At 67.8% G+C, this 13,916-nt stretch carries 11 protein-coding genes; 4 read left to right on the forward strand and 7 right to left on the reverse strand.

What is annotated here, in order from left to right; genetic code table 11:
• Window positions 1-49 precede the first annotated feature (49 nt).
• A complete protein-coding gene (locus tag VFU06_16550; GenBank protein ID HEU5211008.1) occupies window positions 50-421 on the reverse strand; it encodes a PadR family transcriptional regulator in 372 nt (123 codons plus the stop codon).
• Window positions 422-744: 323 nt separating this feature from the next.
• On the opposite strand from VFU06_16550, the gene VFU06_16555 reads away from it, so the two are divergent.
• Window positions 745-1,332, forward strand: a complete 588-nt coding sequence (locus tag VFU06_16555) for a DinB family protein (GenBank protein ID HEU5211009.1) — start codon at window positions 745-747, stop codon at window positions 1,330-1,332.
• A gap of 9 nt (window positions 1,333-1,341) precedes the next feature.
• Here the strand turns inward: VFU06_16555 and VFU06_16560 are convergent, their stop codons facing one another.
• Window positions 1,342-2,652, reverse strand: a complete 1,311-nt coding sequence (locus VFU06_16560) for a pepsin/retropepsin-like aspartic protease family protein (protein ID HEU5211010.1) — start codon at window positions 2,650-2,652, stop codon at window positions 1,342-1,344.
• Between the two features lie 295 nt (window positions 2,653-2,947).
• Here VFU06_16560 and VFU06_16565 point away from each other — a divergent pair, with 295 nt between their 5' ends.
• On the forward strand, window positions 2,948-4,051 hold the full coding sequence (locus VFU06_16565) for a methylated-DNA--[protein]-cysteine S-methyltransferase (protein HEU5211011.1): 1,104 nt from the start codon (window positions 2,948-2,950) through the stop codon (window positions 4,049-4,051).
• Between the two features lie 41 nt (window positions 4,052-4,092).
• On the opposite strand, the gene VFU06_16570 is transcribed toward VFU06_16565, so the two are convergent.
• Window positions 4,093-6,300: a penicillin acylase family protein gene (locus VFU06_16570; GenBank protein ID HEU5211012.1), complete on the reverse strand. Its 2,208-nt coding sequence runs from the start codon at window positions 6,298-6,300 to the stop codon at window positions 4,093-4,095.
• Between the two features lie 185 nt (window positions 6,301-6,485).
• Here VFU06_16570 and VFU06_16575 point away from each other — a divergent pair, with 185 nt between their 5' ends.
• Window positions 6,486-7,175, forward strand: coding sequence for a PH domain-containing protein (locus VFU06_16575; protein HEU5211013.1), 690 nt, complete (start codon window positions 6,486-6,488; stop codon window positions 7,173-7,175).
• A 3-nt stretch (window positions 7,176-7,178) separates the two neighbouring features.
• On the opposite strand, the gene VFU06_16580 is transcribed toward VFU06_16575, so the two are convergent.
• Window positions 7,179-7,985 (reverse strand): metalloregulator ArsR/SmtB family transcription factor, encoded by an 807-nt coding sequence (locus VFU06_16580; protein ID HEU5211014.1) that lies wholly within the window; start codon window positions 7,983-7,985, stop codon window positions 7,179-7,181.
• Between the two features lie 171 nt (window positions 7,986-8,156).
• Here VFU06_16580 and VFU06_16585 point away from each other — a divergent pair, with 171 nt between their 5' ends.
• Window positions 8,157-9,653: a nitronate monooxygenase gene (locus VFU06_16585; protein ID HEU5211015.1), complete on the forward strand. Its 1,497-nt coding sequence runs from the start codon at window positions 8,157-8,159 to the stop codon at window positions 9,651-9,653.
• On the opposite strand, the gene VFU06_16590 is transcribed toward VFU06_16585, so the two are convergent.
• The 3 genes from VFU06_16590 to VFU06_16600 form a co-directional block, all read right to left on the reverse strand.
• Window positions 9,599-10,594: a hypothetical protein gene (locus VFU06_16590; GenBank protein ID HEU5211016.1), complete on the reverse strand. Its 996-nt coding sequence runs from the start codon at window positions 10,592-10,594 to the stop codon at window positions 9,599-9,601. The two genes, VFU06_16585 and VFU06_16590, sit on opposite strands and share 55 nt — an antisense overlap.
• A gap of 110 nt (window positions 10,595-10,704) precedes the next feature.
• Entirely contained in the window at window positions 10,705-11,112 is a 408-nt protein-coding gene (locus tag VFU06_16595) for a hypothetical protein (GenBank protein HEU5211017.1), read from the reverse strand.
• Between the two features lies 1 nt (window position 11,113).
• Entirely contained in the window at window positions 11,114-13,762 is a 2,649-nt protein-coding gene (locus VFU06_16600) for an ABC transporter permease (GenBank protein HEU5211018.1), read from the reverse strand.
• Between the last annotated feature and the right edge of the window lie 154 nt (window positions 13,763-13,916).

The following is a 13,916-nucleotide window of genomic DNA, read 5'->3' on the forward strand; positions in this document are numbered from 1 at the left end:
CAGGATCCCGGCGCGCGCACTACGCGGCAGATCCAGCTCGCGCGCCACTCTACGCAACGCCGGAGCGAACCTGTGCATCGCCATCCTCCGGTTCGATGAACGCTGCCACCTGTGACGCCAGCACGCGCCACTCACGCGCGATCTTCGTCAGATAACGGCGCCCCGCCCTGGTCAGGGAGTACTGCTTCCGGGCACGTCCCTGCGCCGGATCCGACCAGTCCCCTCCGACCACACCGTCTTCCTCGAGGCGGTGCAGGATCGGGTACAGCGTACCGTGCTGAAAGCGAAAGAAGCCGCCGCTCCGCTCCTCGACTTCGAGAGCGATCTGATAGCCGTGCATCGGCGCATGCGACAGCACGGACAGGATCAGCAGCTCGTTGATCCGCCGCGTGGTGAGCTGGCTGTCGAAGGAGTCGCTCATACGTTCGTCCGTGCTGGCCAGGCCCGGACGCGCAGGCGTGCGATGCCCGCGGTCCGTACCGGCGGGAAGTGATCCGCCGTTCCGTATGATCGAACTATATATATCGACCATCTATATAGATCAATAGTGATGCCTACCGGACGTCTGTCCGGTGCAGCCGGCGATGTGTCCGGCCGCCCGAGATCCACAGCGCTATGCGCGTCTCCTGCCCCATAACCCGGCACCTCCGGTCCCACCGGGCGTCACAAACTCTTGCCGCCGGTCGTCGCATCGGGAGAATTCACTGGTGCGCAACACACCCTCCCAGCAGCCGGAGTACTCACATGCAGAATCATCGATTGGGCCTTGCCGCGTGTGCGGCGGTCGTGACGCTCGCACTTCCGATCAACCTGCAGGCGCAGGAGCACGGCCATGCCCCGGGTGCTCAGCCTGCGGCCGTCGCGTCCCTGCTGCGGGATCTCTCGCAGGTCGAGCAGAAGCTGATCTCGCTGGCGGAGGCGATGCCGGAGGAGGCGTTCGCCTGGCGGCCGGCGGAGGGGGTCCGCTCGGTGGGCGAGGTGGTGATGCACATTGCGGCGGACAACTACTTCCTGCCGACGTTTGCGGGGCACCCGGCGCCGGCGGAGACGGGGATCAAGAGCGGCGACTACCCGAGTGTGCAGGCGTACGAGGGGCGGCAGGTGAGCAAGGCGGAAGCGGTGCAGGCGATGCGCGATTCCTTTGCGCACCTGCGCGGCGGGATGGAGATGGCGGACGATGCGTTTCTGTCGAGCCAGCTGGATGTGTTCGGCACGCAGATGAGCGGGATGGATCTGTCCGTGATCACGACGACGCACCTGCACGAGCACCTCGGGCAGCTGATCGCGTATGCCCGTTCCAACGGTGTCGTGCCGCCGTGGAGCCGGAGCTGACGCGACGGATCAGCGGGGCTCGTTGGCGATGCGCCGATCGCCGACGCCGGCGATCGGCAGCAGTGACATGGAGCGCAGGTTGACGATGTAGCCGTTGAAGCCGCTCAGCACATCGAGTCCGAGCCGGCAGTCGGAGCCGCGCTCGATGAGCGAGTCGACGGCTACGGTATAGGCGGGCATGTTGAACAGCCGGGCCGAGGTTTCGCCCAGCGTGAGGGTCACGTTGTCGAGGACCCACGCCGGCACGAGTCGATCGCCTGCGACGCCGGCGATGCGCACGGTGTCGGGGCGGCCCTCGTCCTGGATCCGGGTCTTCATGCGCTCGTAGAAACGCAGGAAGAGCGCGCTGTGTGTTGCGCCGGTGTCGAGGTCGCAGACGACCTGCTCGTTCAGCACCTCGAGCTGTACGACGGGCATGAGGAAGCGCAGCGCGAGGTTGTGGACGTCGTAGCTCGGCACCCTGTTCGGGATGTGCATCACTCCATTGCGGCGGAACTCGACTTCGCCGAGTGCGTCGAGCACGGGGAAGCCGAGGATGCCGGGGATGGAGAACTGCGGATCGCGCCCGAGCACCTCATCGGGAGCGACGAGGAACGCGACGTTCTCGATCTCGATCCCGCCGAGCCGCAGCCGCGGCGCCACGGTCACATCGGCGACGAACCGTTTTCCGGTCGACGTGCCGATCTCCACGTCCGCGTGGCGGATCTCGAGGCCCAGCGACTCCGCCTCCGAGCGCCGCATGACGGACAGGTTGGCCCCGGTGTCGAACATGTAGGAGCGGAGCGAGTCACCGATCACGACGGGCACGCGCGCGTACCTGCCGCGCGGGATGCTGGTGGAGGTCCGCCGCACGACGCGCTGAGGCGCCACGTCCGCGAGGGCGCGTGCGATGCGCAGCTCGTTTTCCGTTTCCGCCCGGAGCAGCGAGTCGAGGTTCTCGAGCGCGAAGAAGTGCTCTGCTGCGGCGGCCGCAGCGGCGTACTCGTGGAGTCGGAAGTGGTTGCGGTAGCGTAGCCGGTGGGCGACCGCGCGCATGCTGCCGTTGATTCCGTCGAGACCCGGGCCGAGCAGGTCCAGCTGCCGGTTGGACTCGATGGGGTCGTTGAATGCGTGAGCGACGATAGCGCGGAGCAGCGTGACGCGCGCGTCGTCCAGCGTCGGCTGCTGCTCGAGTGCGGTGCGCAGGCCGAAATAATCCCGGCGCTCGTACATCTCGACCAGCTGCCTGACTTCGTCATGCGACGACCACACGCGGATGGATGCGCATCCGGCGGGAAGCAGCAGCAGCGCGAGCCAGGAGAAACGGTGCAGCCGGTGCATCCAGGGCTCCTGCGAATCGAATGCGGCGGGTGAGCCGGCCATGGTCGGGCCGCCGGCGACTCCAGCCCGGAGCCGCAGCGGTCGGCGCGGGCGATGGCGTCGCCGGCTCACTACAGTGTAACGCCGTGAGGATCACCCGTGTGACGACCTTACCCCTGGAAATCTGACACGGTTCATCCGCGGGGACGAATGACGGGTCTCCGGATTCGATGTGCAGTTTCCGGTCGATCAGCGGAGCCCGGGAGGTTAGCATCGTGGGAGCCACTACCCTCGAACGGAGCACCGGGAGCCCCGGATGAACACGACGATCGAACGCACGCTGCCGCCGGCGGACGAGATGTACGGTGCGCTGCTCGCGCGTGACACCCGCTACGACGGCATCTTCTTCACGGCGGTCCGCACGACCGGCATCTTCTGCCGGCCCACGTGCCCCGCAAAGAAGCCGGACCGGCGCAACGTCGATTTCTTCGCGTCGGCGCGCGCTGCCCTGGCTCACGGGTTCCGGCCCTGCCTCCGCTGCCGCCCGATGGAGCCGCCCGGCGCCACCCCGGAGCCGATCCGTCTGCTGCTGGCCGAGATCGAGCGTGCGCCGATGAACCGGCTGCGCGACGCCGACCTGCGCGCCCGGGGTCTCGAGCCCGCGGCGCTGCGCCGCTGGTTCCGCACCCATCACGGGATGACCTTCCAGGCGTACCACCGCGCACTGCGGCTTTCCCGCGCGCTGGGCCAGCTCGCGAGCGGCGCCGACATCACCCGCGCTGCCTTCGACAACGGCTACGATTCGCTGAGCGGCTTCCAGGATGCGCTGCGCCAGATCACCGGGCGCTCCCCGGCGCGCAGCCGGAACACGACGGTCGTGCACCTCTCGCGCGTCCTGACGCCCCTCGGTCCGATGCTGCTCGGGACTGCCGACGAGCAGGTTTGCATCCTGGAGTTCACGGATCGCCGCATGCTGGAAACGCAGCTCACACGGCTCAGCCGGAAGCTGGGGTGTGCCTTTCTGCCCGGATCGACCGACGTGAGTCGCCGGATGGAAGGGGAGCTGGCGGAGTACTTCGCCGGTGAGCGCCGCGTCTTCGAGACCCCGGTCGCCACGCCCGGCACGGACTTCCAGCAGCGCGTCTGGGCCGCACTGCGCGAGATTCCCTTCGGCACCGTGCGCAGCTACGGCGAGCAGGCGCGCGCGATCGGTGAGCCGAACGCGGTGCGCGCCGTCGCGCGCGCGAACGGCGACAATCGCATCGCGATCGTGATCCCCTGCCACCGCGTCATCGGTGCGGACGGCACGCTGACCGGCTATGGCGGCGGACTCTGGCGCAAGCAGTGGCTGCTGGAGCACGAGGGCTGGACTTCACCCGGCACCGGTTCCGTGACGAGCGCGCAGACAGAGCTGCTCTGAACGCCGGGGCGCCCCCGCGCGGGCGCCCCACCGGTCAGCGGCTACTGCCCGGGCGCGTAGCGACGCTCGGCGTGCGCCTCGACGTCCGAACGGTAGAAATACACGTCGCGCAGTGCGCCCATGGCGTAAATCGCTGCCTGGTCGTCGAAGTGGGGCGAGGCCGGATCCCCGCTCTCGCCGCCCGCGGAGACGGCCCTGGCCCGTACGCTGTCCCCGAACTCCACGACCGCAACGAAGCTGTTGCCGCTCGTGCCGTACCACTTCTTCGTGTTCGGGTAGGGCCGTGCGCCGAACGAGGCCAGCGAGCCCCAGCGCGCGGAGGTGAACGGCACCGGGATGCTGTGCCTGGCGTCGTCGAAGTTGGGGCCGATCTCCGGGCTGATGCGCTGGAAGCGGTTGATGTGCCACCACGGGACCTGCCACGTGCCGAAGTCCTCCTCCAGCCGGGCCACTGCGCCCGCGAACGATGACAGCAGCACCTCGTCATCGGCGTGGCCGTGAGCGATGAAGTCCTCACCGGACATTCCACGCTCGCGCGCGTCCGCGGCAACGGCCCGAAGCACGTCCTCCCCCCAGAACACCGCGAGCGACGTTGCGACCGAGTTCACCCCCCAGCGGTAGTCCCAGTCGCGCAGCACCTCGGCCGCCTGGACGATGCGCCACGCTGCGTCGATCTCGTCGACGGCCTGGAGCAGCGCCGGCACCATCTCGGCAAACGACGGCAGGTAGCTGTCGTACGCCAGCTCCGTGAGCGACGCCATCGTGAACGGATCCGGATCCTCGAGCAGCATCAGCGCGTGCTTGCCGCGCGGCGACTCCGCCGTCGTGGTTTCGACATAGGCGGGATAGTCCTCGCGCCGGGGGCTGTCCGGCCCCGCCGCGGACCACGGCCAGTTGTTCACGTTGTAGACCCAGCCGATGTCCGGGTTGACCACGTTGGGCGTCTCCTCGTAGGAGAGCACACCGTCGTACGCGGTCGCGGGGTCACTTCCATCCACCGGCTGCGACCAGTCGAAGCGCGGGTCACGACGCGGGATGTAGTTCGAGTGGAAGTACGCGATGTTGCCTTCCGCATCGGCGAAGATCGTGTTGTTCGACGAGTTGGTGTGCAGCCGCATGATCTCGACGTACTCGTCGAGGTTGGCGGCCCTGGTGCGGCTGTACGACTGGATCAGTGCATTCACCGGCTGCCACATGATGTGCACGCTCAGCCAGCGCTCCCCTTCGCGCCCCACGATGGGACCGCGGTGCGTGAAGTACGCGGTGAACGTCCGCTCCTGCAGGCCGCGATCGGTGCGGTACGGGATCGTGATCGTGCGCGAGGTCATCGGGCGCTCCTCGTCGCCGTACCGGTAGAAGTAACGGCCGTTGCGCCGGACCGGCGTCTCGAGGAACCAGTCGATGTTGTCGACGCGACTCGACGTGTGCATCCAGCCGGCGCGCTCGCTGAAGCCCTGGTAGATGAAGAACTGCCCCCAGGTCACGGCACCGTACGCGTTCAATCCCTCGTTGCTCGTCATCTGCAGCTCGGAGCGGAAGTAGAACGACGTGTGCGGGTTGATGAAGAGCAGCGCGTTGCCGTTGCGCGTGAGCTCGGGCGCAATGGCGAACCCGTTGGAGCCGCGCGGCTCGGGCGCCGGCCCGTCGAGTGAGCCGAGCATCTCCTCGAGCGGCGAAGGCACCGGCTCCGGCGCATCCGTTCCGCCGTAGAACGCGGCGAGATCCTCGAGGGAGATGCGCTCGATGTCGCCGCCGATGCTGCCCTCCGTGAAGCTGAGGGCCATCCACGGCTCGAAGCGCCTGATCACGCGAGGCTCGACGTCCGGGTGCGTGTGCAGGTAGTAATTGAGGCCGGCGGCCCAGGAATCCATCAGTCGCTTCAGCCAGTCGGGGCTGGCCGAGTACGCCGCCTTCAGCGAATCCGGATCCGCGTACATGCGCGCACGCAGATCATGCCAGATGCCGCCCTCGCCCTCTGCCTGGGCGAGGTAACCGAGCGAGAGGATGTAGTTCATCTCGACCCGGTTGAAGTCGTCCTCCGCCTGGGCGTAGACCATGCCGAACACGGCGTCCGCATCCGTCTCGCCGTACACGTGCGCGATGCCCCAGCGGTCGCGGATGATCTCGATGTCCTGCGCCTGCTGCTCCCAGCGCCGGACTTCCTCCGGCGTGAACGACTGTGCGGCCAGCGGCGGGGCCGGCGCGAAGAGCAGGATGCAGATCGCGGCAGTGCGGAGCAGTCTCGTCATGATCGTCGCCCGGATGGAGTGTGTCGGATTGCGGGCAACGTACGGCGGGCGGGTCCGGCGGTTCAAGTCGGGGGCGACGGCACCGCTCCTGCACGGACTGGCGCAGCGCCGCGCCTCATTTCATTGTTGCGGCATCGAGCAAGCGGCTCGCACCCCGAACGCCACCTCTGCGCGGGATCACACCCATGCCCCTCGATCGCGGCATCATCGATCAGCAGCTCCAGGAGCTGGGCGAAGGCAACCGCTGGTGGGACCAGCGCGAGATGCGCGACCTGCCCGCCGTGCTCGGCGCCGACGAGCGCATCCTCGCGATTGCCCGCGGCCGCATCGCCCGCGTGCGCGTGCTGCGGCGAAGCTGGCTCATCATCGTGACCGATCGCCGCCTGCTCTGCCTCCGCTCCGCAGGCGGCGGCGGATGGCGCCAGGTGGACGTGCCCGCAAAGCAGATCACGCGCGTGGCCCTTCGCATCGGACCGATGCACGGCCGGGTACGCGTGACCGCGGGAGATCGAAATCTCCGGCTCCTCGTTCCTCGCAGCGACGCGTACAAGCTCGCGACCGCGCTGACCGGGGTCGGCAGCATCACGCGACCTTCGCCCAACCTCCCCGGCCCCGTGCTCATGGTACGGCGCGTCTTCGACCACGTGCTCGCGCTGCCCGCCGCCGCGCTCAATCCGAATGCTGCGGAGCCCGTCGCGGCAGCCGCCGGCAACAGGGGGCAGCAGGTCGCCAGGGCCGCCGCGCTGCCCGATCCCGTGACCGAGCAGCGCATCGAATGGCTGGAGGCGCAGGTCGCCGAGCTGCAGCAGCAGATCGACTTCCTGGAAAGGCTGCTGCAGGAGCGGCACGAAGCAAAGGCTGCATTCGAGCCGTGAAGCTCATGTCTCCTGCCGCAGGTACATCAGCGAGCCGGGCGTCGTCAGCACCTCGCCCGTCTCGAGAAGGGTCTTGAGCCCCGACAGCACCATCGGCCAGCCGCCCCACAGCTCGTCGAGCACATCCTCCGGAAGCTGGTCATGCGTCACCGTCAGCCGGCAGGAGTCGCCCACCGGCTCGATCTCCCACGTGACCCGTGACGTTCCCTGCGCCTTCGCCTCCTCGCTCCAGACCGCGCGGAAGCTCTGCACCAGCCGGCGCGGTGGATCGACCTCCAGGTTCTCCCCTTCGCTGATCCGCATGCCCGGCCCCACCGTCTCCTCCCCCGCAATGCTCTCCCAGCTCGATCCCGCCTCCCAGGTCGACTCCGTGCCGACGCCGAAGCTGTACTTCCGCCGCAGCTCCGGATTCGTGATCGCCTCCCACAGTCGCTCCGGCGTCGTGCGGATGTAGATCTCGAAGATCTTCTCCATGCTCCCCTCCTCCAGGCGTTGCTTCAGCTCGCTGAGCCCCGCGGCCCAGCGCTCTGCATACTTGCTCACCCACCGGTCATGGATGAGCCGGATCGGCACCGCGTTCAGGAAGTGCAGCTTCTCCCGACCGCGCCGCCGCGTGACCACCAGCCCTGCCTCCTCCAGCACCCGCAGGTGCTTCATCACACCGAACCGGGTCATCGTCACGCGCGACTCCAGCTCGCCCAGCGTCTGCCCGTCGCGCTGGTAAAGCGCATCCAGCAGCAGCCGGCGTGTCGGATCCGCGAGTGCCCTGAAGACATCGTCCATGAGCGGAATATGTGACCAATCGGTCACCTATGTCAACCGGTGGGTAGGGGTGCGAACGGCGGGCTGACGGAAGTTGGAAACGATTGGCGCAGTTCGGGGGTCCGGCGTTCCGGCGCGCAAGTTGCTCCGGTGGGGCGCGCGGACGCGAGAAACAGGCTATAATTGACGTACTCGCTCACAATCCGGGGGATTTTGCTAATGGAAGCAGCACTGCCTCTGATCATCCAGGGCGGCATGGGGATCGGCGTTTCGAACTGGAAGCTCGCGCGCGCGGTGTCGATGCGCGGGCACCTGGGCGTCGTCTCCGGCACCTGCATCGATTCCGTGCTCGTGCGGCGACTGCAGGACGGCCTGGACGCACTCGACATTCGTGGCGCGATGGATCGGTTTCCGCTGCCGGACGTGAGCATGCGGACACTGAAGTCGTACTTCCTTGCGGACGGCCGTCCCGAAGGTGTGCCGTACAAGCTGCTTCCGATGTGGCGGGAGAAGGTGAGCAAGGCGCGCGAGCAGATCACGATGCTTGCGAGCTTCGTGGAAGTGCACCTGGCGAAGCGGGATCATGATGGCCTGGTCGGCATCAACCTGCTGACCAAGGTGCAGATGCCGAACCTGGCGACGCTGTACGGCGCGATGCTGGCCGGTGTCGATTACGTACTGATGGGTGCGGGCATCCCGCGTGAGATCCCGGGTGTGCTGGACGCGATGGCGCGCGGCGAGCTGGCGAGCATGCGCTTCGACGTCGAGGGGCTGGCTGCGGGCGAGACGCGCAACCTGACCTTCGATCCGGCGGAGCACTTCGACGGCAACCCGCCGATGCTGAAGCGCCCGAAGTTTCTGCCGATCGTCGCGGCGAGCTCGCTGGCGACGATGCTGCTGCGCAAGTCGACGGGCGAGATCGACGGGTTCGTGGTCGAGGGTCCGACCGCGGGTGGTCACAATGCGCCACCGCGTGGCAAGCTGGCGGTCGATGAGACGGGTGAGCCGATGTACGGCCCGCGCGACGTCGTCGATCCCGCGGAGATGAAGGCGCTGGGCAAGCCGTTCTGGATGGCTGGCGGCACGGGCTCGCCCGAGGCCGTTCAGCAGGCGGTCGACGCGGGAGCTGCGGGCGTGCAGGTCGGTACGCTGTTCGCGTTCTGCGAGGAGAGTGGTCTCGCAGACAACCTGAAGAGCTCCGCGCTCGCGCAGGTCCGGGGTGGTGAGGTGGATGTGAAGACGGACCTGCGGGCGTCGCCGACGGGTTTCCCGTTCAAGGTGCTGAACCTGCCGGGCACCAACGCGATCACGGAGCAGTACGAGCAGCGGACACGCATCTGCGACCTCGGCTACCTGCGCACGGCGTACAAGCGCGAGGACGGCCGTATCGACTATCGCTGCCCTGCGGAGCCGAAGAAGGACTGGATCCGCAAGGGTGGCGCGCCGGAGGACGCAGAGGGACGCAAGTGTCTGTGCAACGGCCTGATGGCGAACATCGAGCTGCCGCAGACCCGGGAGGAGGGCGACGAGCGCGCCCTGCTCACGACGGGCAACGAGCTCGCGAACATGCGGCCGTTCCTCGGAGATCGGACGTCGTACTCGGCGGATGACGTGATCGACTACCTGACCGAGCTGGTCGGGGATCGTCGTGCGGACGCGGCTTACGCGTCCGGCTCGTCGGTATCGGCTCGCGCCGCGGAGATCGTCGCGTCGTAGATCCGCCAGGCGCGCTGCTCTGCGGTCGCGCCGTCCACGTTGCTTCGTCGCAGCGTATAGGTGCCCTCGAAGTGCTGCCGCTCACCCTCCGTGGTGACGGCCCGCACGACGACGGGCACCTCGACGTATACGGACCCTGCGGCGCCCTGCACGTCGGTCGGTGTCCCGACGTCCGCCTGCACACTCGCGGTTTCTGCGTACCCGCGCGTGAACTCCTGCAGCGTCTGCCCGCTCGCCGCACCGTCGTTGCTCCAGAGCCGATACGCGCGCGCATACTCGCCCGCCGCGATCGCCTGGTAGTAGCTGCGGATGACCGCGGCGGCCTGTTGCGGGTCGGCCTCGCCGGCGTCCGCACCGTCGTCCGGCGCCGTCTCCGTATCGGACGCCCCGGCGCCGGGATCCGCGCCCGGCGCGGACACTCCGCCGGCCCGTGCGGCGCCGTTCTCCTGCTCGAAGCCGCTGATCCGCCAGCCGTCGCCACTGTCGAGGCGAATGGTCACTGGTTCGCGCAGTGCATCATTCCCTGTCGCGTCGGTGCTCGTCGCATACACGATCTCCCCCTGCACGACGCACGCGTCCCCTGCAGCAGCGGACGACGCCACCTCGATGTGGTCCGGCCACGGGCTCGACGTGAGCCTGCCGGGCGCCGTTGCAGGATCATCGATCCATTGCTCCAGCAGCGCGGGCGTGACCAGCGCGCCGTAGTGCTCCCGCAGCGAGGCATCGAGCAGTGAATCGGGCGCGAGCAGCGAGACCTGCTGCAGTGAGCGCCCGAAGCGGTCGATCAGAGCCTGCGCCTCGGCATCGAGGCAGCCGGCGCCTCGAGTACTCGACGTGTCGCCAGGTGCGTCATCCGTGTTCTCTGCGTCGCCGCAGCCGGCGAGCGCGAGGGCGAGGAGGAGGGCTGTTGCGGCGTGGATGCAGGCGTGCGGACGTCGCATTGCTGAATCACCTCCGGATGCAGGAGCGATGAGCGGGCGAGGGTGTGCAACGTTTCCCGCTGCAGGATGATCACGTACCCGTTTCTGTGACGTACGACGCGCCCGCTATCCTACAGCGCCTCGCCCTGGCATTCCGGACACTGGATCGCGAGGTAGCGAAGCCAGGAGACGACCTCGTCGGGCTCGATGAAGGCATGGTCGTCGCCTGCGGGCTCGACCACGAACAGCTCGCCCCACTGGTCTGCGATGAGAACGGCTGGTGCCGGGATGCCCGCGGCGGCGAGTTCATCGCTCGCGTGCGTGGCGATGAGTCGGCCGTCCCACTCCTCCATTTCGGTCTGCACCCGTGCCAGCCCGTCGAGGTATGCCGCGCATGTTTCGCAGCCGGGGTGCACCGTTACGAGCACGGTTGCGAGCCTGCCCGGCCGGCGCAGCGGCACGAGCGCGTCACCGTCCAGCGGCTGAACCTGGATCAGTGGAAGTCGTTTGCCTGTCTCGAGTGAAGCCGCTATGGCCATGCTACTCCCCCTTCAGTGCTTCCGTCGGCTGGATCCGCAGTGCACGACGAGCGGGCAACACGCATGCCGCGATGCCCGCGAGAAGCATCAGTACTGCCACTCCTGCGACGAGAGGCAGACCATTCGGATCCTCGAGTACCGCAAAACTCACGAGCACCGCACCGATCACGATGCCGAGCCCGATCTGGAGCAGGGCGCGTGAGAAGATCGAGCGGAGGATGCGACGCGGATCCGCACCCAGTGCCGCGCGCACCGCGATCTCACGCGTACGCCGGGATACGGTGAACGACAGCAGCGCGTACGTGCCGTTCAGCGCAAAAAGCAGGATGACCAGTGCGATCGCAGTGACGAGGCCGCCGAGCAGGAGATTTCCACGCTCGACCGGTCGCCACTGCGCGTCGAGCGACATCAGGTTCTGCACGTTCAGGTCGGGATCGATGGCGCCGACGATATCGTGGATGCGCGGCGTCAGCGTGGCGGGGGGCACCGACGTACGCGCGAAGAGCTGCAGCCCGGCGAGGCGGGACGAGTCGAGAGGGACGAAGATCGCTACGCCCGATCCAGGTCCGATCGCCTCCTCCGCACCCCGCACGACGCCAACGACCTCGTACCAGCGCAGCCCTGCCTCCCCGTTCAGCTTCGGGTAACGGAAGCGCTGGCCGAGCGGTGACCCCGCCAGGTTCTCGCCCGCCCATTCCTCGTCGACGATGGCCACCCGCGGCTCGTCCGTATAGTCGCCGGTGCCGAACCCCCGTCCGGCGATGACACGCATGTTCATCACACGGAAATACTCCGGGTCGATCTCCAGCGTGCGCGTCACCTTGACTTCGCTGCTGTCCGCTTCGAACAGCAGGTCATCGACGGGATGGTTGAAGCCGGGCAGCCAGCTCGCGAATGCGACCGCCTGGATGGACGCCTCCGCGAGCAGCCGGCGGCGCAGCTCGTCCCGTCTGCCTGCGTCTGCTCCCTGTGCCGCTGCGGAGTCGGCAGCGGGGGCCGGGTCGGCCGAGTCTTCAAGGTTCGAGGCACTCGCGATACGGCCCGTCAGGTATTCCTCCGCAGGAAAGACGGCGGCACTGCCCGTCGATGCGATTGCGCCCTGCGCCATCGTGAATGCAATCGGCAGGAAAGCCACACAGAGCGCCACCTGCAGCACGATCATTCCGGTCGAGATCGCGCCGAACCGCAGCCCCGCGGCACCGCCTCCCGCGCTGGTCAGGTGCTGGCGCAGGCGGGGGCCGGTCGCCTTGAGCGCAGGGATGCCGCCGATCATGAGCGCCGCGACCACTGCGAGCAGCCCCCCGTACGCGAGGGTCTGCCACGACAGGCCGCCGTCGAACCAGTACGGCGGGCGCGACTGCTGCACCTCCCAGAAGATCGGCATGCCATGCTCCATGCCGTACCACGTCATCGCGAGCCCCAGCGCCACTCCCGCCGTCGTGAGCACGAGTGCTTCCGCAACGAGCTGTGCGACGATGCGCCCCCGGCTCGCGCCGATCGCGCTGCGCAGCGCAATCTCGTTCATTCGCGTCGACGTCCGCGCGATGACCAGCGACGCAACGTTGCCGCACACCACCACGAGAAACAGCAGGAACGGGACGTTCATCAGCGTGGCGACCGTCCGCATGCTTCCACCGAGTGCACTCTCGAGATACCGCACACGCGGACGGAGATACTCGTTCGTTGCTGGCGACTCCAGGGCCGTGCGCTCACCGATTGCCGCAAGCTCCGCCTGCGCTTCTTCCAGCGTCCGCCCCGGAGCAATGCGACCGAAGATCCGGACCGACGGACCCTCCCCTCGCGCGAACTGCACGGCTCGATCGCGCAGCGGGACCCAGAACTCCTGGTTGGACGGAAAACCAAAACGCTCCGGCATCACGCCCACGATCGTCATCGGCGTGCGGCCAACCCTCAGAATGCGACCACGCACGTCACCGCCGTCCAGCAGCCGCTGCCAGAGATCGTAGCCGATCACGACCACGTCAGGCGCATCCGCGGCGACGTCCGACGCCAGCAGCGTCCGCCCCTGGATCGGCTGGACCCCGAGGAGTGCAAACATGTCCGGGGTCGCACGCGCGCCCCGTGCGGTCACGTACCGCCCGTCCTCCGCCGTCACCAGCGCGTCCATCTGCGACACGGCAGTCAGCTGTTCCAGCGACCGCACACCATCGCGCCACAGCTCGAAATCGTGCAGCGCCCGCGCGTCGCTGTCCCCGCTGCGATCGTCGAAGTTGTCGAGGATGACGACCTGGTCCGCGTCCGGAAAACCGAGCGACGGTCGGGAGATGTATCCGCTGAACTCGAACCACGCACTCGCGACGCCCACCGCAACCGCGATCGCCAGTATGCCCGCAATCGTCAGCCCCGGATACTTGATCAACATCCGGAACCCGAGCTTCACATCCAGCCTGAGGCTGCTGAGCCACGCAAGACCGCGCGCCTCACGCACCGCCTCGCGGTGCTTGTCCACTCCCCCGAACGCCAGGGAAGCGCGTCGCCGGGCCTCTCGTGCACCCAGGCCGTCCTCGCGCATGCGACGCTGCGCCTCCATCTCGACGTGGAACTCCATTTCCTCGGCGGTCGCGTCATTCTCGCGCTCGGCAAGGAAGAGTGCGCGCAGGCGCTCGCGGATGGCAGAAATCAGTCTCATGGCGGTGCCGGGACTCCTGTAGATGGTCGACACCATGATGGGGGGTTGTTCTGTAGACGGACAAGAGGATGGGACGGGTAGGGCTCTTGTAAGGCTGAACGGCGGGCTTTGGGCGGTGGGTGGAGGGAGGCGGGTGGCGGACACTTCGGGAGGG

It is taken from the genome of Longimicrobiales bacterium (genome assembly GCA_035764935.1).
GTDB lineage: Bacteria > Gemmatimonadota > Gemmatimonadetes > Longimicrobiales > RSA9 > DASTYK01.

Bases quoted from the DNA above. Each gene is read 5' to 3' on its own strand.
- VFU06_16550 (HEU5211008.1), bottom strand. From the start codon at position 421: ATGAGCGACTCCTTCGACAGCCAGCTCACCACGCGGCGGATCAACGAG.
- VFU06_16555 (HEU5211009.1), top strand. From the start codon at position 745: ATGCAGAATCATCGATTGGGCCTTGCCGCGTGTGCGGCGGTCGTGACG.
- VFU06_16560 (HEU5211010.1), bottom strand. From the start codon at position 2,652: ATGCACCGGCTGCACCGTTTCTCCTGGCTCGCGCTGCTGCTGCTTCCC.
- VFU06_16565 (HEU5211011.1), top strand. From the start codon at position 2,948: ATGAACACGACGATCGAACGCACGCTGCCGCCGGCGGACGAGATGTAC.
- VFU06_16570 (HEU5211012.1), bottom strand. From the start codon at position 6,300: ATGACGAGACTGCTCCGCACTGCCGCGATCTGCATCCTGCTCTTCGCG.
- VFU06_16575 (HEU5211013.1), top strand. From the start codon at position 6,486: ATGCCCCTCGATCGCGGCATCATCGATCAGCAGCTCCAGGAGCTGGGC.
- VFU06_16585 (HEU5211015.1), top strand. From the start codon at position 8,157: ATGGAAGCAGCACTGCCTCTGATCATCCAGGGCGGCATGGGGATCGGC.
- VFU06_16590 (HEU5211016.1), bottom strand. From the start codon at position 10,594: ATGCGACGTCCGCACGCCTGCATCCACGCCGCAACAGCCCTCCTCCTC.
- VFU06_16595 (HEU5211017.1), bottom strand. From the start codon at position 11,112: ATGGCCATAGCGGCTTCACTCGAGACAGGCAAACGACTTCCACTGATC.
- VFU06_16600 (HEU5211018.1), bottom strand. From the start codon at position 13,762: ATGAGACTGATTTCTGCCATCCGCGAGCGCCTGCGCGCACTCTTCCTT.